The sequence below is a fragment of the Pseudescherichia sp. genome (assembly GCF_032052675.1).
In the GTDB taxonomy this organism is placed as follows: Bacteria; Pseudomonadota; Gammaproteobacteria; order Enterobacterales; family Enterobacteriaceae; genus Pseudescherichia.
This window is the reverse complement of record NZ_DAMBWA010000004.1, coordinates 269,987-291,092: the sequence shown is the minus strand read 5'-3', so window position 1 is coordinate 291,092 and position 21,106 is coordinate 269,987. Positions and strand designations below refer to the sequence as shown.

At 57.5% G+C, this 21,106-nt stretch carries 22 protein-coding genes; 11 read left to right on the top strand and 11 right to left on the bottom strand.

Going from position 1 to position 21,106, the window contains the following annotated elements:
• The first annotated feature begins 30 nt into the window (after positions 1–30).
• The 9 genes from RTX96_RS08250 (at position 31) to RTX96_RS08205 (ending at position 7,859) form a co-directional block, all read left to right on the top strand.
• On the top strand, positions 31–591 hold the full coding sequence (locus RTX96_RS08250; protein ID WP_312670696.1) for an HK97 family phage prohead protease: 561 nt from the start codon (positions 31–33) through the stop codon (positions 589–591).
• A gap of 1 nt (position 592) precedes the next feature.
• Positions 593–1,816 carry a phage portal protein gene (locus RTX96_RS08245; RefSeq protein WP_312670695.1) on the top strand — a complete coding sequence of 408 codons (1,224 nt, stop codon included), beginning with the start codon at positions 593–595 and terminating at the stop codon, positions 1,814–1,816.
• Positions 1,813–2,154, top strand: a complete 342-nt coding sequence (locus tag RTX96_RS08240; RefSeq protein ID WP_312670694.1) for a phage head closure protein — start codon at positions 1,813–1,815, stop codon at positions 2,152–2,154. The genes RTX96_RS08245 and RTX96_RS08240 overlap by 4 nt, the downstream gene beginning before the upstream one ends.
• A complete protein-coding gene (locus RTX96_RS08235; protein ID WP_312670693.1) occupies positions 2,147–2,440 on the top strand; it encodes a head-tail connector protein in 294 nt (97 codons plus the stop codon). Before RTX96_RS08240 ends, RTX96_RS08235 begins: the two co-directional genes overlap by 8 nt.
• Positions 2,440–2,883: an HNH endonuclease gene (locus RTX96_RS08230; protein ID WP_312670692.1), complete on the top strand. Its 444-nt coding sequence runs from the start codon at positions 2,440–2,442 to the stop codon at positions 2,881–2,883. The genes RTX96_RS08235 and RTX96_RS08230 overlap by 1 nt, the downstream gene beginning before the upstream one ends.
• Before the next feature lie 274 nt (positions 2,884–3,157).
• The gene (locus RTX96_RS08220; protein ID WP_312670691.1) at positions 3,158–3,514 is read left to right on the top strand and encodes a phage terminase small subunit P27 family; all 357 of its coding nucleotides are present in this window, start codon (positions 3,158–3,160) and stop codon (positions 3,512–3,514) included.
• On the top strand, positions 3,498–5,159 hold the full coding sequence (locus RTX96_RS08215; protein ID WP_312670690.1) for a terminase large subunit: 1,662 nt from the start codon (positions 3,498–3,500) through the stop codon (positions 5,157–5,159). The genes RTX96_RS08220 and RTX96_RS08215 overlap by 17 nt, the downstream gene beginning before the upstream one ends.
• Before the next feature lie 11 nt (positions 5,160–5,170).
• Positions 5,171–7,627 carry a phage tail tape measure protein gene (locus RTX96_RS08210; protein WP_312670689.1) on the top strand — a complete coding sequence of 819 codons (2,457 nt, stop codon included), beginning with the start codon at positions 5,171–5,173 and terminating at the stop codon, positions 7,625–7,627.
• A 22-nt stretch (positions 7,628–7,649) separates the two neighbouring features.
• Positions 7,650–7,859 carry a hypothetical protein gene (locus RTX96_RS08205; protein ID WP_312670688.1) on the top strand — a complete coding sequence of 70 codons (210 nt, stop codon included), beginning with the start codon at positions 7,650–7,652 and terminating at the stop codon, positions 7,857–7,859.
• A 247-nt stretch (positions 7,860–8,106) separates the two neighbouring features.
• Here RTX96_RS08205 and fis read toward each other — a convergent pair whose 3' ends face one another.
• The 11 genes from fis to RTX96_RS08150 all read right to left on the bottom strand — a co-directional run bounded on the left by fis (position 8,107) and on the right by RTX96_RS08150 (position 17,659).
• On the bottom strand, positions 8,107–8,403 hold the full coding sequence (fis, locus tag RTX96_RS08200) for a DNA-binding transcriptional regulator Fis (RefSeq protein ID WP_000462905.1): 297 nt from the start codon (positions 8,401–8,403) through the stop codon (positions 8,107–8,109).
• Positions 8,404–8,424: 21 nt separating this feature from the next.
• Positions 8,425–9,393, bottom strand: a complete 969-nt coding sequence (gene dusB, locus RTX96_RS08195; protein WP_103821404.1) for a tRNA dihydrouridine synthase DusB — start codon at positions 9,391–9,393, stop codon at positions 8,425–8,427.
• Positions 9,394–9,753: 360 nt separating this feature from the next.
• Positions 9,754–10,635 (bottom strand): 50S ribosomal protein L11 methyltransferase, encoded by an 882-nt coding sequence (gene prmA / locus RTX96_RS08190; protein ID WP_312670687.1) that lies wholly within the window; start codon positions 10,633–10,635, stop codon positions 9,754–9,756.
• An 11-nt stretch (positions 10,636–10,646) separates the two neighbouring features.
• A complete protein-coding gene (gene panF, locus RTX96_RS08185) occupies positions 10,647–12,098 on the bottom strand; it encodes a sodium/pantothenate symporter (RefSeq protein WP_103821401.1) in 1,452 nt (483 codons plus the stop codon).
• Complete coding sequence (locus tag RTX96_RS08180; protein ID WP_103821400.1) at positions 12,088–12,330, bottom strand: YhdT family protein; 243 nt, start codon at positions 12,328–12,330, stop codon at positions 12,088–12,090. Before RTX96_RS08180 ends, panF begins: the two co-directional genes overlap by 11 nt.
• 108 nt (positions 12,331–12,438) lie before the next feature.
• A complete protein-coding gene (gene accC, locus RTX96_RS08175) occupies positions 12,439–13,788 on the bottom strand; it encodes an acetyl-CoA carboxylase biotin carboxylase subunit (RefSeq protein ID WP_103821399.1) in 1,350 nt (449 codons plus the stop codon).
• Between the two features lie 10 nt (positions 13,789–13,798).
• Positions 13,799–14,269 (bottom strand): acetyl-CoA carboxylase biotin carboxyl carrier protein, encoded by a 471-nt coding sequence (accB, locus tag RTX96_RS08170; protein ID WP_042389989.1) that lies wholly within the window; start codon positions 14,267–14,269, stop codon positions 13,799–13,801.
• A gap of 21 nt (positions 14,270–14,290) precedes the next feature.
• Positions 14,291–14,743, bottom strand: coding sequence for a type II 3-dehydroquinate dehydratase (aroQ, locus tag RTX96_RS08165; protein WP_103821398.1), 453 nt, complete (start codon positions 14,741–14,743; stop codon positions 14,291–14,293).
• 245 nt (positions 14,744–14,988) lie between these two features.
• Positions 14,989–15,588, bottom strand: a complete 600-nt coding sequence (gene msrQ / locus RTX96_RS08160) for a protein-methionine-sulfoxide reductase heme-binding subunit MsrQ (protein WP_103821397.1) — start codon at positions 15,586–15,588, stop codon at positions 14,989–14,991.
• Complete coding sequence (gene msrP / locus RTX96_RS08155; RefSeq protein ID WP_312670686.1) at positions 15,589–16,590, bottom strand: protein-methionine-sulfoxide reductase catalytic subunit MsrP; 1,002 nt, start codon at positions 16,588–16,590, stop codon at positions 15,589–15,591.
• A 94-nt stretch (positions 16,591–16,684) separates the two neighbouring features.
• Complete coding sequence (locus RTX96_RS08150; protein ID WP_103821395.1) at positions 16,685–17,659, bottom strand: MDR family oxidoreductase; 975 nt, start codon at positions 17,657–17,659, stop codon at positions 16,685–16,687.
• Positions 17,660–17,803: 144 nt separating this feature from the next.
• On the opposite strand from RTX96_RS08150, the gene csrD reads away from it, so the two are divergent.
• Entirely contained in the window at positions 17,804–19,744 is a 1,941-nt protein-coding gene (gene csrD / locus RTX96_RS08145; protein WP_103821394.1) for an RNase E specificity factor CsrD, read from the top strand.
• Positions 19,745–20,049: 305 nt separating this feature from the next.
• Positions 20,050–21,093 carry a rod shape-determining protein MreB gene (gene mreB, locus RTX96_RS08140; RefSeq protein WP_006818047.1) on the top strand — a complete coding sequence of 348 codons (1,044 nt, stop codon included), beginning with the start codon at positions 20,050–20,052 and terminating at the stop codon, positions 21,091–21,093.
• The last annotated feature ends 13 nt before the right edge of the window (positions 21,094–21,106 follow it).

Sequence of the window (21,106 nt, the reverse complement as noted above, 5' to 3'; positions counted from 1 at the left end):
GGCCCCTTTTCGGTCTGATGGAGTCCGACAATGAAAACCGTAGATTTTGAGATCCGCACCTCAGAGCTGATCGCCAGCAATAAAAAGCTGGTGGGTTATGCCGTGCGCTGGAACAGCCAGTCAGAGGTGATCTGGGATGAATTTGTAGAGCAGTTTGCGCCCGGCGCGTTCAGCGAAAGCCTGGCCTCCGGCAGCGATGTGCGGGCGCTGTATGAGCATAACTATACCCAGCTGCTGGGGCGTACCAAATCCGGCTCGCTGGTACTAGCAGAGGATGATACCGGGCTGCGCTTTGAGCTGACGCCGCCGGATACACAGCTGGGCCGCGACGTGCTTACGCTGGTGGAGCGGGGCGATCTCAGCGGGATGAGCTTTGGTTTCCGCGCACTTAAAGAGTCCTGGGAGATCGGCCAGTCACCTTACCTGCGCACCGTAACCGCTGCTGAGCTGCGGGAAATCACCGTCACCTCGATGCCTGCTTACCCGGAATCGGCTGTTGAGGTGGCGCAGCGCTCGCTGTTCACCCAGCATCCTGAACTGCGCCGCGCCGGTGATAACCGTCACCGCTGGGCCGAGCTGGCGGGGTTGTGATATGTGGCCTTTTCGCAGGAAAGAAGAGCAGCGCAGCATGACCATTGACCAGTTTCTGGAGATGGCAGGGATTCCCAATACCGGATCGGGTGAGTATGTCTCCGCCGGTACAGCGGAGTCCCTGCCGGCGGTAATGAATGCCGTGTCTGTCATCAGTGAAGCGGTGGCAACCATGCCCTGCTATCTGTACCGGGTACGCAACACCAACGGGCAGGAGGCGCGGGAGTGGCTGGGCGATCACCCGGTGGATTATCTGCTTAATGAGCGCCCCAACGACTGCCAGACAGCCTATCAGTTCAAGCGCACCATGCTGCGCCACTGCCTGCTGAACGGCAACGCCTACGCCGTGATCGAGTGGGGAAGGGACGGACAACCCAAATCACTGCACCCCTACGCGCCCGGTTCGGTTGTTCCTGAGCGTATAGCTGAGCACCGGTACCGCTACACCATCACCGAGCCGTTTACCGGCGCTGTGCGCACCTACCTGCAGGAAGAAATCCTCCACCTGCGTTATGCCACTGACGATGGCTTTCTGGGGAGATCACCAATCGCCATCTGCCGGGAAACGCTGGGGCTTGGGCTGGCCCAGCAGCGCCACGGTGCCAGCATCATGAAAGACGGCATGATGGCTTCAGGTATTCTGAAAGCCAAAGAATACCTGGACAGCGTGAAAGGTAAGCAGGCTCTCGAAGCGCTGGAGCGCTACAAAGGTGCCCGAAACGCCGGTAAGACGCCGATCCTTGAAGGTGGCATGGAGTACGAGCAACTTGGCATGAGCAATCAGGATGCCGAGTGGCTGGCCTCCCGTCGGCTCACTATCGAGGATATTGCCCGCATGTTCAACGTGTCGCCGATCTTCCTCCAGGAATACAGCAACAGCACCTACAGCAACTTCAGCGAGGCGAGCCGCGCTTTCCTCACCATGACCATGCGCCCGTGGCTGACGAACTTTGAGCAGCAGATTAAGGCCGCTCTGCTGGTGGCCTCTCCGGTGCCAGGCATTCGATATCAGGTGGAGTTTGATTCTGCCGACCTTCTCCGGGCGACGCCTACAGATCGTTATGCAACCTACGAACGCGGCATCAAGAACGGGATTATGAGCCCGAACGAGGCCCGCGAGCGCGAAGGTATGCCGCCGCGCGAAGGTGGTGATGAGTTCAGCCAGGCATGGAAGCAGGAGGTCAAAGTCAGCGACGGGAGCGGGAAAAAGGAGGGTGAGCAGTGAGAGCCGGAAAAATGAAGCATCGCGTCACCATCCAGGAAAATGTAAGCCGTCAGAGCCCCACTACGGGGGCAGTCATCAAAGAATGGCGCGATGTAGCCACAGTCTGGGCCGAAATCACCAGCATCAGCGGCCGTGAGCTTATCGCCGCGCAGGCCGAGCTGTCTGAGGTCACCGTAAGGGTGTGGATCCGCTATCGCAAAGGGCTGACCACCAAGCATCGGCTGACATACACCGAGCCGGGCATGGCGCAGGCCGTCTACAACATTACCGCCGTGCTGCCTGATTCAGATCGCACCCGGGTAGAGCTGCTATGCAGCGGAGGCCTGAATAATGGCTGATTACATTGGTCTTGAAGAGGCGAAGCTCCATTGCCGAATTGATGGCAGCGACGAAGACGCACTGATTCAGGCGTATATCGCCGCGGCGCTGGAGGTGTGCCAGCAGCACATAGGCAAGCGGTTCGATGCCGGACTGGCATTCAACCCGGCCATCAAGGTGGGCTGCCTGATGTACATCTCCCAGCTCTACGAATATCGCACCACTGTCAGCGACATTGAGGCAAAGGAGGTGCCGCTGGCTATCTCCGCGCTGTGGTCAGCGTACCGCGATCCGGGGGTGTACTGATGCCCTGGCAACCCTTACGCCGGTGTACCGAGCCGGGATGCAATAAGCGAGTGAAGTCCGGCAAATGCGATGAACACAAACGCATTGCGCAGCGCCAGCAGGACGAGCGCAGAGGAGGCCGCCGCGAACGTGGTTACTCCGCGTCATGGGAGAAGTACCGCCTGCAGTTCCTGAGGGCTAACCCGCTGTGCGTCGAATGCCTGAGGCAGGGCCTCTATGTGCCAGCAAAGGTGGTGGATCACATCATCCCGATCAACGGTGGTGATGACGTGCTGTTCTGGCCCGCATGGAATCATCAGGGCATGTGCCAGGCACATCACAACCAGAAGACCGTACAGCGGGACCCCACTACCAAAGCGAACCGTAAAGCAGGGCTGTACCGCGAGCAGGAAGAGCGGGCAGCGCGTCGCAACGACTGGATGCATGAGGTGGGCAATGACTGAGCGTGAGCAGCAACAACTGATGAACGGCCTGATGAAGCACCGCGCTGCGTGGCAGCCGCCCCGAAGGAGAGCGCATGAGAGGCCGCCAGCGAAGCGCATGACCCAGCGTGACCGGGAGCTGATGGAATGCATGCGCAACCGCTGACAGGCCGCACGGACGGGGTGGGGGAGGTTTTCAGGACAAAAGCCCTGGCGCAAGGCACCGCCTCCCCCCTCAGATTTTTACGCGCGGTGATTTTTTTGAAAATAAACGCGATGGAAACGAGAAATTTTTATGGCAAGACCACCCAAACCGCCCGCGTATCTTGATGAGCTGGCAGTGCAGCAGTGGAAGGCAAAGGCGAAGCAGCTGGCCGAACGTGACGACCTGACGCCCGCCGACTGGAATCACCTGGAGCTTTATTGCGTTAACTACTCGATGTACCGCAAAGCAGTGGAAGACCTTGCTGCGCGCGGCTTCAGCATCAGGAACAGCCAGGGCGGCGAGAGCAGAAACCCGGCGCTGAGCGCAAAGTCCGACGCTGAAAAAATCATGATCAAAATGTCCGCGCTGCTGGGCTTTGACCCGGTAAGCCGCCGCCGGAACCTGGTGGAAACGGAAGAGGAAGACGAGCTTGACCGCCTGGAATGATTACGCAAACGCCATAAAATCGGGCGAAATCCCGGCCTGTAAGCGCATAAAACAGGCTGTGAACCGGTACTTTTCTGACCTGAACGACCCCCGTTACGTCTTCGATACGGCGACTGTGGAGCGGTTTATTGCCTTCTCCCGGCTCTGCCCTCACGTCAAAGGTCCGCTGCGCGGGCAGCCTATTGAGCTGGAGCCGTGGCAGCAGTTCGCTTTTGCCAATCTGCTGGGCTTCAGGTTCAGAGACGGTGGCCGGCGGAAATACAGCAGCGCCTTTATCGAAGTTCCACGCAAGAACGCCAAATCCACCGTGGCTGCCATGCTGGCTAACTGGTTTCTGGTTATGGAGAAGGGGCAGCAGGACATCTACACGGCGGCGGTGAGCCGGGATCAGGCCCGTATCGTGTTCGACGATGCCCGGCAGATGTGCCTGCTGTCGAAACCGCTGAAGAAGCGCGTCAATATCCAGGCTCACAAAGTCATTTTCCCGAAGAGCAACAGCCTGCTGAAGCCGCTGGCGGCGAAAGCGGCCACCATTGAGGGGACTAACCCCAGCCTGGCGATCGTCGATGAATATCATCTTCACCCGGATAACAGCGTTTATTCCGCGCTTGAGCTCGGCATGGGCGCGCGTCCGGAGGCCGTTCTGTTCGCCATCACTACCGCCGGGAGTAACGTTGTCTCCGCCTGTAAGCAGCATTACGACTACTGCTGCCAGATCCTGGCCGGGGAAGATCCCAATGAATCGCTGTTTGTCCTGATCTACGAGCTGGACGACGAAAGCGAAGTAGATAAGCCGGAGATGTGGATAAAGGCCAATCCCAACCTGAATGTGTCAGTCGATGCGAAGAAGCTCGAGTCAACTATCCAGAAAGCGCGCGGCATCCCTTCTCAGTGGGTGGAGATGCTGACCAAGCGTTTCAATATCTGGTGCCAGGGCTCCACGCCGTGGATGGGCGTCGGGGCATGGGATGCCTGTAAAGCGGATTATACCGAGGAGGACCTCGCTGGCAGGGAGTGTTATGCCGGGCTGGATCTGTCATCGACCAGCGATATTACCAGCGTGAGCTACTCCTTCCCGTTCGGCCGGCAAATCCGCCTGCTGACCCGCCATTATCTGCCGGAGGCGCAGCTGCTGAACGTGGCGAACAAAAACCGCGCTATCTACCGTCAGTGGGTTAAGGCGGGCTGGATCCGCACCACGCCGGGAGACTGCATCGATTACGACCGCATCCGGGATGACATCCTGCGTGATGCCGAGATCTTTAACATCAGGCTGGTGGGCTTCGATACGTGGAACGCCACGCACCTGCGCACCCAGCTGCAGGGGGCGGGCCTTGACGTCGAGCCCTTCCCGCAAACCTATCTGAAATTCAGCCCGGTGGCGAAATCCTTCGAGGTATTCGTAAACCGCAGGGTTGTACGCCACAACGGGGATCCGGTGCTGGCCTGGGCAATCAGTAACGTGGTGATGGAGTCCGACGCCAACGCCAACATTAAGCCCAACAAGAAGAAGTCCTCAAACAAGATAGATCCGGCGGTGGCCACGCTTATGGGCTTTGGCACCTTCCAGGCAGAGCACGAGGATTTTGCATTCGATATGAGCGAGAGCCACAAACAACGCCTCAGCAACTTTGACGGGGTGTAGGAGAAAAAATTATGGCAGGTAAATCACTGGGAACGCTGACCATCGACCTGATCGCCAAAACAGGCGGATTCACTTCAGGACTGGATAAAGCCGGGCGCTCCTCCGACAAATGGCGCAAGCAGGTTGAAAACGACGCCAAAAAGGTGGGCGTTGCGATAGGTTCTGCCGCGCTGGCCGCCGCCGCTGCGGCTACTGCTGTGGGGGTGGCCAGTATTGATCTGATTAAAACCACCTCCCAGCAGGTAACCGAAACAGACCGCTGGGCAAAGTCACTGAAGATGTCCACCCAGTCCCTGATGGCGTGGCAGTTTGCCGCTGAGAAGGCGGGCGTGTCCGGCGACCAGATGGCCGATATTTTCAAGGATATCGGCGACAAGATCGGGGATGCCGTTCTGAACAAATCCGGCGAGGCCGTGGACGCGCTGAACGCGCTGGGGCTATCTGCCGCTAAACTGTCAAAAGCCAGCCCGGATGAGCAGCTTCTGGCGATCGGCGATGCCCTGGAGAAGATTCAGACCAATGCCGAGAAAACGACCATCCTCGAAAGCATGGGTAACGACCTCTCGAAACTGCTGCCGATCTTCGACAACAATAACGAAAAGCTTCAGCAATTCCTCTCAATGGCAAAAGATTACGGCGTTGCGCCGGATCAGAAATCCATCGAGGACCTGGTGAAAGTAAACCGGCTGTTTGAGGATATGGAGGCGCAGGCGCGGGGGCTTAAGCTTCAGATTGCCAGCGGCCTGGTCAAGATAAACCTCGATCCCCTCAGAAACGCCCTTAGCGATGTGAAAAAATCCCTCACCGATCCCAAAGTGCTGCAGGGGCTTTCCGATCTCGTCACCGGTTTTGCTCAGATGGCAGGCTTCATGATCAGGACTGCAGCGGAAGCCGGTAAGCTGGTGGCGCTGACAACACGATTTTCCTCGCGTATGGGAGCATCGCTTATTAACGGGGTTGATGTGAGTGGCTACGACTCCACCTCCAAGATTGACTCCCGCCTTCTGGATTTAGGGCTGCAGGTGGCCAGCTACAGCGCGCCCGGAAATGAGGTGGCCAGAAAGTATGGATCACAAAGTTCACTGGAAGGTATACAGAAAGAAATAGCCGCGCTTCAGCAGCACAGAAAGGTGCTTATTGATAATGCTAATGCGGCTAAAGAAGTTCAGGACATCCTCGACAGCAATAAAACATACGGACTTACCCTGGACGAGAAAAACGGCCCCGGTAAAACGGACGGCGCCGCCAAAAAGCTGGAGAGCGCCTTCAAAACTGCCGAGCAGGGCTATCTGCGCCAGAAAGCGCTGATCGATACTACCGGCAAAAAGAGCGTTGAGGTCACCGAGCTGCAAAAGCTCCAGTTCGATATTCTGGACGGGAGGCTTGAAGGACTTAACCAGGCCCAAAAGGTTCGCCTGGAGCAACTGGCCTCAGAGGTTGACGTGCTTAATGCCACTAAAAAAGCCAATGAGGAGAATCTCAGGATTGCCGAGTACGTGGCAAACCTGCAGCGCGAGAACGCCAACGCCGCAGCCTCGCTTGATGCAGAGGTTATCGGGGCCGGGCAGGGCGACAAAGCCCGCGAGCGTATGCGTGAACGGCTCGATATCGACCGGGAGTATAACGAAAAGCGGGAGGAGCTTGAGCGCCGGTACCAGAGCGGTGATATCGACTCGCCGGAGAAATACGCCCGTTACAGCCAGGCGCTGGATACCTGGCTCGATGAGCGCCGCAGCAAGCTTGAAGATCACTTCCGGCAAATTGACCAGCTGAATGTTGACTGGGTGATCGGCGCGCGTGACGGCCTGGCTAACTGGGTGGATGATGCCACGAACTACGGCTCGCAGGCTGCCAGCGCAATGGAAAGCGCCATGTCCGGTGCCACCAGTAACATTGTTGATATGCTCAATGACAACAAGGCATCCTGGAAAGACTGGAGCGTCAGCGTGCTGAAGTCGATTGAGAGCGTGATGGTCAACATGGCGATCGCCAGTGCCGTCAGCGGTATCGGCTCTCTGTTCAGCTTTGGTGCGGCAGCGGGCGGCAGCACGCCAGCAGGCTCTTACGCCAGCGCAGCGGCGGGGGTGAAGCTCAATGCTAAAGGCGGAGTGTACGAATCCGCCGATCTGAGCCAGTTCAGTAACAGCATCGTCAACAGCCCGACCATGTTCGCGTTCGCCAAGGGTGCTGGCCTGATGGGTGAGGCCGGGCCGGAGGCGATCATGCCGCTGACGCGCGCCGCCGATGGTTCGCTGGGCGTCCGGGCGCTGGACTCAGGCCAGAAGCAGGGCGGGGGGATGTCCATCAGCATCGGCGATATCAATATCTCCACCCAGTCGCAGCAACCTGTTAACCAGGGCATGGGCAACGCTATCGGCAGCCAGCTGACGGCTGCGATCCGGAACGTTATCAGCGAAGAGGCCCAGCGGCCGGGAACGCCTCTCTGGCGTGCAATTAAAGGTGTCTGACCGATAAATGACAGGTGAAAAAATGACAGATCTTGAGAACGTGTTTTACCGGATGATGCCCGAGGAGCTGCCCCAGCACCGGAAAGAGGAAGGGGCAAGGATCATGGCAGAGAACGCGGAAAAGGAAGTGCAGAAGCAATCAGTGATCACCGGCCTGACGCCAGACCTCCTTCGGGAAGCGCTTATTCAGACGATGAATATACACCACAGGCCGAAGAAAGAGCTCCATTAGCGGCGTGTTAATCAATACGGACGCATTCACCCTCAATGTGGGGGCGTCCGCCTTTCTCATCCCGACCGGCCCAGTAACCCGCAGCCGGAGACGAAGTAGCGCACAAGGGCATTATCATCGGATTGTGTTCTGATGCTTTTTTATTTGTGCGAGCCAAAGTGTATAAACATATGTATAAACATTAATAAAAAAGGCGCTTCCCCATGCCGGTTAGCGCCTTTTTAAACAAACACTTAACTGATTAGTATCAGTTCATGCCGTATTTTTTCAGTTTCTTACGCAGGGTACCACGGTTGATGCCCATCATCAGTGCAGCACGGGTCTGGTTACCGCGGGTGTATTGCATCACCATGTCCAACAGGGGCTGTTCAACTTCAGCCAGTACCAGCTCATACAGGTCATTCACATCCTGACCGTTCAGTTGAGCAAAATAGTTCTTCAGTGCCTGTTTCACGGAATCACGCAGGGGTTTTTGAGTTACCTGGTCCTGAGAGTTAACGGTAGAAACGGTCAGTACGTCAGAATTTACGCGTTGTTCGAACATAGTTCTGTCAGCTCTTTATTTCTAATACGCAAAATTTTCGAAGTATGCCTCCAACGCCTCCAGCTGTTCGCTGGCATCCTCAATGGCGTTGAATGTGCGCCGAAACTGGTCATCTGGAGCGTGCTCCTGGAGATACCAGGAGACGTGTTTACGCGCAATTCGGTACCCTTTTGCTTGACCGTAAAAGTCGTGCAGTTCCCGAACGTGTGCGCAAAGTAAGCGCTTAACCTCTGCCAGAGGCAGGGGGGGCAGCAGCTCCCCAGAGTCCAGATAGTGCTGGATTTCCCGAAAGATCCAGGGTCTTCCCTGAGCCGCGCGACCTATCATCAGAGCATCAGCCCCTGTATAGTCGAGCACGGCTCTGGCTTTAAGCGGGTCAGTAATGTCGCCATTCGCGATAACCGGAATGGAAACCTTCTGCTTAACTGCCCGAATGCTGTCGTATTCCGCGTCTCCGTTGAACAAACAGGCGCGGGTGCGTCCATGAATGGTCAGAGCCTGGATACCACAGTCTTCAGCCAGTTGGGCAATTTCTACACAGTTACGGTGCTCCGGCGACCAGCCGGTGCGAATCTTCAGCGTAACCGGTACCTCCACTGCTGCCACCACCGCCGTCAGGATCGACTTCACCAGATCGGGGTGCTGTAACAGGGCGGAACCTGCCAGCTTGCGATTCACCTTTTTAGCCGGGCAACCCATATTGATATCAATAATCTGGGCACCGCTTTCCACGTTGATACGCGCGGCTTCCGCCATCTCTTCAGGGACGCTACCGGCAATTTGCACCGTGCGGATCCCAGGCTCATCAACGTGCACCATCCGTAAACGTGATTTATCACTCGCCCATACCTCTGGGTTAGAGGACATCATCTCGGATACGGTTAAACCCGCTCCCATCTCGTAGCACAGCGTCCTGAATGGCCTGTCGGTGATGCCTGCCATCGGTGCTGCGATCAGGCGATTTCTGAGCTGGTGGTGTCCGATTCGCATGAGTTAAGAAATGACCATACTGTGACTGCAAGGCGGCGTATATTACGCATTTTTTTCATGAGATGAAAGGCCAAACTTTGAACAATACCCGGTTGCAGATCAATGAATCGTAAGCAATGATGAGAGCAAGAAATAAATATCATTAGGAATCATGATTTTAACGTAAATCGCATTTTTTTTAACCGCTAATATTTTCCTGAAAGTTATCCGTTTTTATTGCATCTGCGGTGATGCTAACGGGATAATACGCTGTTTTTATAAGCAAAAAAGCGCTTTCTAATGAGATCGGGCTCTCATTTCTGCTTATCGTTTTGGCGAATTTACAAACAGAAACGTGGCCCGCAGGCCACGTTGGGGAGATTAGCGTTTGTACCCGGTAATGCGGCACCACTCTTCTTTTTCGACTACCGGGTCGAGCGTGAAGCGATCGGCGTAGGCTTCGCACACGCTCTCGGCCTGGCTGGCCAGAATACCCGAAAGCCCTAACAGGCCACCGCTCACCGGCAGAACGCTAATCAGCGGGGCCAGTTCACGCAGCGGACCCGCGAGAATATTGGCAACCACGACGTCAGCCTGCATCTCGGCAGGCTGATCCTGCGGCAGATACAGTGCCAGGCGATCGGAGACGCCGTTGCGTTCGGCGTTGTCACGGCTGGCCTGAATGGCCTGCGGATCGATATCAATGCCAATCGCCTTTGCCGCGCCCAGCTTCAGGGCGGCAATCGCCAGAATGCCGGAGCCGCAGCCAAAGTCGATCACGGTCTTGCCCGCCAGATCGAGGCTGTCCAGCCACTGCAGGCACAGCGAGGTGGTGGGGTGCGTGCCGGTACCAAACGCCAGGCCTGGGTCGAGCATCACGTTAACCGCGTTAGCATCCGGCACGTCGCGCCAGCTCGGACAGATCCACAGACGCTCGCCAAAGCGCATCGGGTGGAAGTTCTCCATCCACTCGCGCTCCCAGTCCTTGTCTTCCAGCTGCTCAATCTTGTGCGCAAAGCCACTCCCCAGCAGCGGGTGCCCCTCAAGGATAGCCACCACCTCGTTCATATCGGTTTCGGCGTCAAACAGGCCAATCACGTCCGTATCGCCCCACAGGCGGGTTTCACCCGGCAGCGGCTCAAACACGGGCGTATCGTGCGTATCCTGGAAGGTGATGGAGACCGCGCCTGCTTCCAGCAGGGCATCGCTCAGCTCTTCCGCATTGGCACCGGTTGTATTCAGTTTTAATTGGATCCACGGCATGGCAAAACTCTTTATTTATCAATTGAAATAGCATTGGCTTCCGGAGCGGGGTGACCAAAACGGTTCCCTACTATAAACGCCAGCAAACTTAACAGCAGCGACGGCACAATCGGGTGGAACCCGAGGTACTGAATATTGAAGGTCGCTAATAGCGCGTACAGCACGCCGCCGACAATCATGGCGCTTAGCGCGCCGGCAGCGTTGGCCCGCTCCCAGTACAGCCCCAGCACCAGCGGCCAGAGGAACACCGCCTCCAGCCCGCCAAAGGCCAGCAGGTTTAGCCAGATGATCATCTCCGGCGGACGCCAGGCCGCCAGCAGCAGCAGCGCCCCCAGAATCAGCGTGATCGCCGACGACATCCGCTTCAGGCGGCGCTCGTTGTGGATCTGCTCCGGGCGCAGGTTCAGATAGAGATCTTTGATGATCGTAGCGGAACTTTGCAGCAGCTGCGCGTTGATCGTCGACATGATCGCCGCCATCGGTGCGGCGAGGAAGATCCCGGCGGCAAAGGGCGGCAGCACTTTAACCATCAGGGTCGGGATCACCAGATCCGGCACCGTCAGGTCAGGGATCACCGCCCGTCCCAGCGCGCCCGCGAGGTGCATCCCAAGCATTAAGATCGCGACCACCACGGTGCCGATAATAATCCCCCGGTGCACCGCCTTGCTGTCCTTATAGGAGATGCAGCGCACGGCGGTATGCGGCAGGCCGATCACGCCGAAACAGACCAGCACCCAGAACGAGGTCATAAAGGTCGGGGAGAGGATATCATCAGCGCCCTGGGGCGTAACCAGCTGTGGATCGATATGCCGCAGGGTCTCCACAGCGTTACCGAGACCGCCTGCCGCATGCACCACGCCAATCAGCAGCACGATGGTGCCGATGAGCATTACCATGCCCTGCATGGCGTCGTTGAGCACGCTGGCACGAAAGCCGCCGTAGGCGGTGTAGAGCGCGATGCTGATACCAAAGATCAGCAGGCCGGTCTCATAGGGGATACCCGCCGCCGACTCCAACAGCCGGGCGCCGCCAATAAACTGCACCGCCATCGCGCCAATAAACGCCACCAGCAGGCTAATACTTGCCAGCCACACCAGCAGACGGCTCCGGTAGCGGCCAAACAGCATATCGTTAAGGGTTACCGCGTTGTAGCGCCGCGCCAGAATGGCAAATTTCTTGCCCAGGATACCCAGCGACAGCCAGACCGCAGGTAGCTGGATCATCGCCAGCAGCACCCAGCCAAGGCCATACTTATAGGCCGCGCCCGGACCCCCAATAAACGAGCTGGCGCTGATATAGGTCGCGGTCAGCGTCATCGCCAGCACCAGGCCGCCCATCGAGCGGCTGCCGAGAAAGTATTCGTTTAGAAACGTTCCCGTTTTGCGCTGGCGCATGGCATAGACCGACAGGCCAAACACCACCAGCAGGTAGGCAACCAGAGGCAGGATCACTTCAAGCTGCATCATCATCCTCCAGCGGGATGTCGCGATAGATAAACGTCACCATTGCCCAACACAACAGAATAAACAGCAGCGGGATCAGCAGACAGGCCATCTCAAACCAGTGCGGCAGGCCGGTAAAGCCCGCCTCAGAGCTGGGTAAGTAAGCAGTTACTAACCACGCAGCAAGATAGAAAAGGGTAAGCCACAGCGCCCAGCGGGCCTCTCTGTGGGCCTGAACGAAACGTTGATCCATTATCGTTCCTCGTAAATCAGCAAAGCGGGGATTGTACCCTATGGAACTTTGCGATCCCCAGAAATAAAAAAGGGCCGGAAGATCCGGCCCTTGATGCGGCAAGCGCGCTTATTTTTCCTGAAGACCGAGCTTCTTCTCCAGATAGTGGATGTTGGTTCCACCGTGCTGGAAGTTCTCGTCATTCATGATGCGGGTCTGCAGATCGACGTTGGTTTTGATGCCGTCGATGATCAGCTCCTGCAGGGCGTTCTTCATGCGGGCAATCGCCACGTCACGGTTCTCACCGAAGCAGATCAGCTTACCGATCATGGAGTCATAGTACGGCGGTACGGTATAACCGGCGTAGATATGGGACTCCCAGCGCACGCCAAAGCCACCTGGCGCATGGAAACGGGTAATTTTACCCGGGCTTGGCAGGAAGGTGTTCGGGTCTTCGGCGTTAATACGGCACTCGACCGCATGGCCTTTCACCACCACGTCTTCCTGTTTGATGGAGAGCGGCTGACCGGCAGCGATACGCAGCTGCTCTTTGATCAGATCCACGCCGGTGATCATCTCGGTAACCGGATGCTCAACCTGGATACGGGTGTTCATCTCAATGAAATAGAACTCGCCGTTTTCGAACAGGAACTCGAAGGTACCCGCTCCGCGGTAGCCGATATCCACGCACGCTTTCGCGCAGCGATCGCCGATAAAGCTGCGCAGCTCCGGCGTAATGCCCGGTGCCGGTGCCTCTTCGACCACTTTCTGGTGGCGGCGCTGCATAGAGCAGTCACGCTCCGCCAGATAGATAGCGTTGCCCTGACCGTCCGCCAGCACCTGAATCTCAATGTGGCGTGGGTTCTCCAGGTACTTCTCCATGTAGACCATGTCGTTGTTGAACGCGGCTTTCGCTTCCGCTTTGGTCATGGAGATAGACTGCGCCAGCTCGGCGTCGCTGCGCACGACGCGCATACCGCGACCGCCGCCGCCGCCGGAGGCTTTGATGATCACCGGGTAGCCGATGCGTTTGGCATGGGCGCGGTTAGCATCCATATCATCGCCCAGCGGGCCATCAGAGCCAGGTACCGTCGGTACGCCCGCTTTTTTCATCGCGGTGATCGCGGACACTTTGTCACCCATCAGGCGAATGGTGTCGGCTTTCGGGCCGATGAAGATAAAGCCGGAGCGCTCAACCTGCTCGGCAAAGTTGGCGTTCTCAGAGAGGAAGCCGTAACCCGGATGGATTGCCATCGCGCCGGTGATTTCAGCGGCGCTGATGATAGCCGGGATGTTCAGATAGCTTTTTACGGACGGAGCCGGACCGATGCAGACCGTCTCATCCGCCAGAAGTACGTGTTTCAGATCGCGATCCGCAGTGGAGTGCACGGCGACGGTCTTGATGCCCAGTTCTTTACAGGCACGCAGAATACGCAGAGCAATCTCGCCACGGTTAGCGATGACAATTTTTTCCAGCATGTGCGCCTCGTTACTCGATAACGACCAGTGGCTCGTCAAATTCAACCGGTTGACCACTTTCCACCAGAATGGCTTTCACCACGCCGGACTTGTCGGCTTCGATCTGGTTCATCATTTTCATCGCTTCAACGATGCACAGGGTATCGCCCGCGTTCACTTTCTGGCCAATTTCGATAAAGGCTTTCGCGTCCGGGCTAGGGGTGCGGTAGAAAGTCCCGACCATTGGGGAACGTACGATGTGGCCACTGATTTGCGCTGCAGCCGGTGCTTCGGCTACCGGAGCCGGTGCCGGTGCTACGGCGTTAGAGAGCGCAGGCTGCTGCATCATCGGTGCGGCATAGGCCTGCTGCATCACTGGATAGCCTGCGTTCGGTGCAGACCGACTGATGCGAACAGACTCTTCGCCTTCAGAAATTTCCAGTTCGGAGATGCCTGATTCTTCAACCAGCTCGATCAGTTTTTTAATCTTACGAATATCCATGAGTGGGTTCCGTACTCTTGTTTAGTGTGTTTGTGACAGGCGTTTAACCGCCGTCTGTAATGCGTATGAATAGCCGTCAGCGCCGAATCCACAGATGACGCCAGCAGCGATATCGGAGAGATAGGAGTGATGGCGGAATGGTTCGCGTGCGTGAACGTTGCTCAGGTGGATCTCGATAAACGGGATATCCACGGCAAGCAGCGCATCACGCAGGGCTACGCTGGTGTGCGTAAACGCGGCCGGATTAATCAGGATATAGTCAATGTTGTCTTTAGCCTGATGAATGCGGTCGAGCAGTACGTACTCTGCGTTCGACTGTAAATGCTCTAGCCCGACGTTCAGCGCCTCCGCTTCCGCGGTTAAACGGTTAACAATTTCTGTTAACGTCAGCGTGCCGTACTTGTCTGGCTCACGCGTGCCCAGCATATTTAGGTTGGGACCGTTTAAGAGCAAAATGTGCAACTTGTCCGCCATTGTGCTGCTATCTCCTGCAAATCTCCGGTAAAAAACAAAATATACCTTCGTTGCATGGTTGTCACGTTTTCAGCGCACGAAATGCCCTGTCGTGAAAACCAAAGTCGCACATTATAACGATTTCGTAGCATTTGGCAGCTAAATACTGGTCTTATCAGGGAAGATTATCTTACGCCCGCCGGAAAACGGGCGTAATGGCTATCAGAATTGTGGCAAACCGCACACATTACTGGACGATCGCTGCGCTATCGCCACCACTGGCGAAACTTCTTATAACGCCAGGCAAGCAGGATGCAGGCGAGAGCGGCGTAGATAAGCGGCTGGGGCGAGAGGACCTTTACCGACCAGAGATAGTGAATGGGGGCAAGGATCGCCACCAGATAGACGAAATTATGCAGACGCTGCCAGTTACGCCCCAGCTTTCGCTGCGCGGCCTGGGTGGAGGTCAGCGCCAGCGCCAGCAGCAGCAGCCAGCTGACGATCCCCAGCGTCAGATAGGGACGCGTGACCAGCTCCTGGCCCAGCAGCGCCAGGTTATTGATCCCCAGCTCCAGCAGCGAGTAGCTCACCAGATGCAGCGAAGCCCAGGCAAAGCACCAGAGGCCCAACAGCCGCCGGGTACGGATCAGCAGCGGCTGTTTGCCATAGCGCGCCAGCGGGGTGATAAGCAGCGAGGCGAGAAGGAACTTTAAGGCCATTCTGCCGGTAAAGTGCTGGATATCCTTCGCCGGATCGGCGCTGAAGTAGCCCTGGCTGGCCGCCCAGAAGAGCCATAATAGAGGAAGCAGGCCCGCCAGATGCAGAACGACCTTAAGCCAGACGATCTGTTTTGCCGTAAGCCGCACCTAGAAGTTCTCCCGTAGATCGATACCGCGATAGAGCGAGGCTACCTCATCGGCATAGCCGTTAAACAGCAGCGTTGGCTGGCGCTTAACGTCAAGAATGCCGCCCGAGCCGATAAACCGCTCCGTAGCCTGCGACCAGCGCGGATGATCGACGTGCGGGTTCACGTTAGCGAAAAAGCCGTACTCGTTAGGGGCGGAGAGGTTCCAGGTGGTCGGCGGCCGCTCGCGGGTCAGCGTAATACTGACGATCGACTTAATGCCCTTAAAACCATACTTCCACGGCACGGTCAGGCGCACCGGCGCGCCGTTTTGCGGCGGCAGCGCTTTACCGTAGACGCCGGTAGTAAGCATGGTCAGCGGGTGCATAGCCTCGTCGAGACGCAGGCCCTCTACATAGGGATACGCCAGCCCACCGCCAATAAAGCGGTCCTTCTGGCCGGGCATCTGCTCCGGGGAGTAGAGCGTCTTAAACGCCACATATTTCGCGTTGCTGGTGGGCTGTACCAGTGCGAGAAGCTTGTGCAGCGGAAAGCCGATCCACGGCACCACCATCGACCAGGCTTCGACGCAGCGCATCCGGTAGATACGCTCCTCCAGCGGAAAGCGCCGGGTCAGATCGTCATGATCGAGGGTCAGTGTCTTTGCCACCTCGCCGTCGATCGTCAGCGTCCAGGGATCGGTCTTCATGCTGCCCGCGTTAGCGGCGGGATCGGCTTTGTCGAGGCCAAACTCATAGAAGTTGTTGTAACCGGTGACCTTATCCTCGGGCGTGAGGGGGAGAGTGCTTTGGAATTCGGCAGGCTTGCTGAAGTCAAGCGGCTTACCCGCCGGCGCTTTTGGCCGATCGTTACCTTTAAACCAGTCGAGCAGATCGGCATGGGCAGCTGATGAAAGCGACAGCGCCGTGGCGCTGATGCCCAGCGCTTTTAAAACCTGTCTGCGCTGCAGCATAAAAACGGATTCCGCCGTGACATCCGCTTCCCTCAGCATTCTCTTCTTCATTACATCCTCCGCCAGCGTCTACTACTCAGCTATTAATGCTCTAATCATGACGGAGGAGTAGCGTTAGCGCGAGCCTCTGGTAAAAATTTGCTGATCAGGCAATTTTCACCAGCGTGCGGCCCTGGGCCTGGTTGTTGATAATCGCGTTGGCAAACTCCGGCGCTTGCTCAAGCGCGATCTCCGTTGCGCTCTGCTCATAGAACGATTCGGGCAGATCCTGCGCCAGACGCGACCAGGCCTCAGCGCGTTTTGCGGCCGGGGTCATCACGGAGTCAACGCCCTGCAGACGCACGTTGCGCAGAATAAACGGCATCACCGTGGTTGGCAGCGCAAAGCCGCCCGCCAGGCCACAGGCCGCCACGCAGCCGCCATAGTTCATCTGGGCCAGCACCTTGGCCAGCACCTTATCGCCCACGGTATCCACTGCACCGGCCCAGAGCTGTTTCTCCAGCGGACGGCTCTCGGCAAACTCGTCGCGGCCCAGAATGCGGCTGGCTCCGAGACGCTTAAGATAGTCGTGGGTGCTCTCCCGGCCGGAGACCGCCGCGACCTGGTAACCGAGCTTATGTAGCAGGGCCACCGCCGTGCTGCCCACGCCGCCGCTGGCGCCGGTAACCACAATCTCACCGTCGGCAGGACGCACGCCCGCCTCTTCCAGCGCCATCACGCAGAGCATGGCGGTAAAGCCCGCGGTGCCGATGATCATCGCCTTCCGGCCGTCCAGACCCTGCGGCAGCGCCACCAGCCAGTCACCGTTGACGCGCGCCCGCTGCGACAGACCGCCCCAGTGGTTCTCCCCGACGCCCCAGCCGGTCAGCAGCACCTGCTGGCCAACGTGGAAGCGCGGATCCTCGCTGGCGTGCACCGTACCGGCGAAGTCGATTCCCGGAATCATCGGAAAATTACGGATAATTTTACCTTTGCCGGTGATTGCCAGCGCATCCTTATAGTTCAGACTGGACCAGGCAATATCGACCGTTACATTACCTTGCGGCAGCTGGCTATCGGCAATATCCTGCACCGAGGCGAGCGTTTTTCCATCCTGCTGTTCTAAAATCAAGGCCTGCATATCTCTTCTCCGGTTGCTTGATGATTGGCAAAAAATTTCTGAAGACTATACTCGCTAATTAAAACGCTATGCCGATTTAACGCAATAAATTGCCAGATTGCCCGGTACAGGCGCCAGCTCTTAACCCACGGAGTTAACACACGGATGCGCTTAACGACGAAATTCTCGGCTTTTGTCACCCTGCTAACCGGGCTGGCGATCTTTGTCACGCTGCTGGGGTGCTCGTTCAGCTTCTACCGCGCGATTGAGCAGAAAATTGCCGAGCGCGTGGAGTCGGTCGCGGCGGTGATTGACACGCGGCTGGTTGCACAGCCAGCATCGGCGCTCGCTATCCAGCTGGATGAGCTGATGGTGCCCATTGATATCGTGCGGGTGGTGGTAAAGCAGGGGGAGCATACCCTGCTCGATCATACGCGCAGCGGCAGCTACCGTCCCGCCGGCAGCAGCGATCTACAACGTGAACGCGTTGTCCCCTCGATTAAAAATCCAGGCACAAGCATCCTGCTGGTCTATCAGGATCCGATGGCCAACTACTTTCACTCGGTTATTACCACTGCGCCGCTGACCCTCGCCGTTGGCTTTATGGTCATCATTATCTTCCTGGCGGTACGCTGGCAGCGCCGTCAGCTGGCGGGGCAGGAGCTGCTGGAGAATCGGGCTACCCGCATCCTCAACGGCGAGCGCGGCCAGCGGGTGCGGGGCAGCATCTACGAGTGGCCCGCCCGAGCCAGCAGCGCGCTCGATCTGCTGCTGACCGAGATCCAGTTTGCTGGCGAGCAGCGCAGCCGCATGGATACGCTGATCCGCTCCTATGCTGCTCAGGACACCAAAACCGGGCTGAACAACCGGCTCTTTTTCGATAACCAGCTGGCGACGCTGCTGGAGGATCAGGAGAAGGTTGGATCGCACGGGGTGGTGATGATGATCCGCCTGCCGGACTTTGACCTGCTGCGCGACAGCTGGGGAGCGGCAGCCACGGAAGAGCACTTCTTTATTCTGATTAACCTGCTCTCGACCTTCATTATGCGCTACCCTGGCGCATTGCTGGCCCGCTACCATCGCAGTGACTTTGCGGTGCTGCTCTCTCACCGCACGCTTAAAGAGTCAGAGAGTATCGCCGCCCAGCTGCTGAAGTCCGTCGACGTCCTGCCGCCGTCAAAAATGCTCGACCGGGAAGATATGATGCACATCGGCATCTGCGCCTGGCGCAGCGGGCAGAGTACCGAGCAGGTGATGGAGCATGCCGAGGCGGCAACGCGCACCGCCGTGCTGCAGGGGGCAAACAGCTGGGCTGTCTACGATGACAGCCTGCCGGAGAAGGGGCGCGGCAACGTGCGCTGGCGGACTCTGATCGAGCAGATGCTCAGCCGGGGCGGGCCACGCCTGTACCATAAGCCTGCCATCAACCGCGACGGCAGCGTTCACCATCGCGAGCTAATGTGCCGCCTGTTCGACGGCGAGCAGGAGGTGATCTCCGCCGAGTATATGCCGATGGTGCTGCAGTTCGGCCTCTCGGAGGAGTATGACCGGCAGCTCATCACCCGACTGGTGGCGTTTTTAGGCTTCTGGCCAGAGGAGACGCTGGCTCTGCAGATCACCGTGGAGTCGTTGATTCGCCCGCGGTTTCAGCGCTGGCTGCGGGATACGCTGATGCAGTGTGAAAAATCGAAGCGAAAACGCATTATTTTTGAACTTGCAGAGGCAGATGTTTGTCAACACATCAGTCGGTTACAGCCGGTGGTGCGATTGATTAACGCGTTAGGTGCACGGGTGGCGGTGACCCAGGCAGGCCTGACGCTGGTCAGTACCAGCTGGATCAAGGCGTTGGACGCCGAGCTATTAAAGCTGCATCCAAGCCTGGTACGCAATATTGAGAAGCGCACCGAGAATCAGCTGCTGGTGCAAAGCCTGGTGGAAACCTGCAAAGGTACGCAGACGCGCGTCTTTGCTACCGGTCTCCGCTCCCGAAGCGAATGGCAGACGCTAATTGAGCGTGGCGTCGCGGGCGGGCAGGGGGATTTCTTTGCCGCGTCGGAACCGCTTGATGCAAGCGTGAAAAAATATTCACAAAGATACTCGGTTTGACCTGCCGTTTAATGTGTTTTCACGTAGAATAACGCGCGCTGTATCGCCTGGGGGTGTGCATGTCTGCCTGCCAGCCCGAACAGCGTAAGACAGTGAATGTCCTTAGATGCGTTACAAAATGATAAGGCGAGGAGCGCTGCTATACCGTGGAGTCCTGAAGGAGTCAGGCCAATTTGTAACAGAGGAAACGAACTGCACTAATTTTCACCGTAGCAGATGATTTTTGCGCCTTGTCGCTGCTGCGTGTGGTTGGTAAAGTAAGCGGATTTTGTTTTCCGCCCCAGCTTTCAGGATTATCCCTTAGTATGTTGAAAAAATTTCGTGGCATGTTTTCCAATGACTTGTCCATTGACCTGGGTACTGCGAATACCCTGATTTATGTAAAAGGACAAGGCATCGTATTGAATGAGCCTTCCGTGGTGGCTATTCGTCAGGATCGTGCCGGTTCTCCGAAGAGCGTCGCTGCTGTAGGCCATGAAGCTAAGCAGATGCTGGGCCGTACCCCTGGCAATATCGCGGCTATCCGCCCGATGAAAGACGGCGTGATCGCTGACTTCTTCGTGACGGAAAAGATGCTGCAGCACTTCATCAAGCAGGTGCACAGCAACAGCTTCATGCGTCCAAGCCCACGCGTACTGGTCTGTGTGCCGGTTGGCGCGACCCAGGTTGAACGCCGCGCCATCCGTGAGTCTGCCCAGGGGGCAGGTGCCCGCGAGGTCTTCCTGATTGAAGAGCCGATGGCGGCTGCAATTGGTGCTGGCCTGCCGGTATCCGAAGCGACCGGCTCGATGGTGGTGGATATCGGTGGTGGTACGACCGAAGTGGCAGTGATCTCCCTGAACGGCGTGGTCTACTCCTCCTCCGTGCGCATCGGCGGCGACCGTTTCGACGAAGCCATCATCAATTATGTGCGTCGTAACTACGGCTCCCTGATCGGTGAAGCGACCGCTGAGCGTATCAAACATGAAATCGGCTCTGCCTATCCGGGCGATGAAGTGCGCGAGATCGAAGTTCGTGGCCGTAACCTGGCCGAGGGCGTGCCGCGCGGCTTTACCCTGAACTCTAACGAAATCCTTGAAGCGCTGCAGGAGCCGCTGACCGGCATCGTGAGCGCGGTGATGGTGGCCCTGGAGCAGTGCCCGCCGGAGCTGGCGTCCGATATCTCCGAGCGCGGGATGGTCCTGACCGGCGGTGGTGCGCTGCTGCGTAACCTTGACCGTCTGCTGATGGAAGAGACAGGCATTCCTGTCGTGGTTGCAGAAGATCCACTGACCTGCGTAGCCCGTGGCGGCGGCAAGGCGTTGGAAATGATCGACATGCACGGCGGCGACTTGTTCAGCGAAGAGTAGTCCGCATTGGGTC

Excerpts from the sequence above, each read along its gene's own strand:
- RTX96_RS08250 (WP_312670696.1), top strand. The coding sequence starts at position 31 with ATGAAAACCGTAGATTTTGAGATCCGCACCTCAGAGCTGATCGCCAGC.
- RTX96_RS08245 (WP_312670695.1), top strand. The coding sequence starts at position 593 with ATGTGGCCTTTTCGCAGGAAAGAAGAGCAGCGCAGCATGACCATTGAC.
- RTX96_RS08235 (WP_312670693.1), top strand. The coding sequence starts at position 2,147 with ATGGCTGATTACATTGGTCTTGAAGAGGCGAAGCTCCATTGCCGAATT.
- RTX96_RS08230 (WP_312670692.1), top strand. The coding sequence starts at position 2,440 with ATGCCCTGGCAACCCTTACGCCGGTGTACCGAGCCGGGATGCAATAAG.
- RTX96_RS08220 (WP_312670691.1), top strand. The coding sequence starts at position 3,158 with ATGGCAAGACCACCCAAACCGCCCGCGTATCTTGATGAGCTGGCAGTG.
- RTX96_RS08210 (WP_312670689.1), top strand. The coding sequence starts at position 5,171 with ATGGCAGGTAAATCACTGGGAACGCTGACCATCGACCTGATCGCCAAA.
- RTX96_RS08205 (WP_312670688.1), top strand. The coding sequence starts at position 7,650 with ATGACAGATCTTGAGAACGTGTTTTACCGGATGATGCCCGAGGAGCTG.
- fis (WP_000462905.1), bottom strand. The coding sequence starts at position 8,403 with ATGTTCGAACAACGCGTAAATTCTGACGTACTGACCGTTTCTACCGTT.
- dusB (WP_103821404.1), bottom strand. The coding sequence starts at position 9,393 with ATGCGAATCGGACACCACCAGCTCAGAAATCGCCTGATCGCAGCACCG.
- prmA (WP_312670687.1), bottom strand. The coding sequence starts at position 10,635 with ATGCCGTGGATCCAATTAAAACTGAATACAACCGGTGCCAATGCGGAA.
- panF (WP_103821401.1), bottom strand. The coding sequence starts at position 12,098 with ATGCAGCTTGAAGTGATCCTGCCTCTGGTTGCCTACCTGCTGGTGGTG.
- RTX96_RS08180 (WP_103821400.1), bottom strand. The coding sequence starts at position 12,330 with ATGGATCAACGTTTCGTTCAGGCCCACAGAGAGGCCCGCTGGGCGCTG.
- accC (WP_103821399.1), bottom strand. The coding sequence starts at position 13,788 with ATGCTGGAAAAAATTGTCATCGCTAACCGTGGCGAGATTGCTCTGCGT.
- accB (WP_042389989.1), bottom strand. The coding sequence starts at position 14,269 with ATGGATATTCGTAAGATTAAAAAACTGATCGAGCTGGTTGAAGAATCA.
- aroQ (WP_103821398.1), bottom strand. The coding sequence starts at position 14,743 with ATGGCGGACAAGTTGCACATTTTGCTCTTAAACGGTCCCAACCTAAAT.
- msrP (WP_312670686.1), bottom strand. The coding sequence starts at position 16,590 with ATGAAGAAGAGAATGCTGAGGGAAGCGGATGTCACGGCGGAATCCGTT.
- RTX96_RS08150 (WP_103821395.1), bottom strand. The coding sequence starts at position 17,659 with ATGCAGGCCTTGATTTTAGAACAGCAGGATGGAAAAACGCTCGCCTCG.
- csrD (WP_103821394.1), top strand. The coding sequence starts at position 17,804 with ATGCGCTTAACGACGAAATTCTCGGCTTTTGTCACCCTGCTAACCGGG.
- mreB (WP_006818047.1), top strand. The coding sequence starts at position 20,050 with ATGTTGAAAAAATTTCGTGGCATGTTTTCCAATGACTTGTCCATTGAC.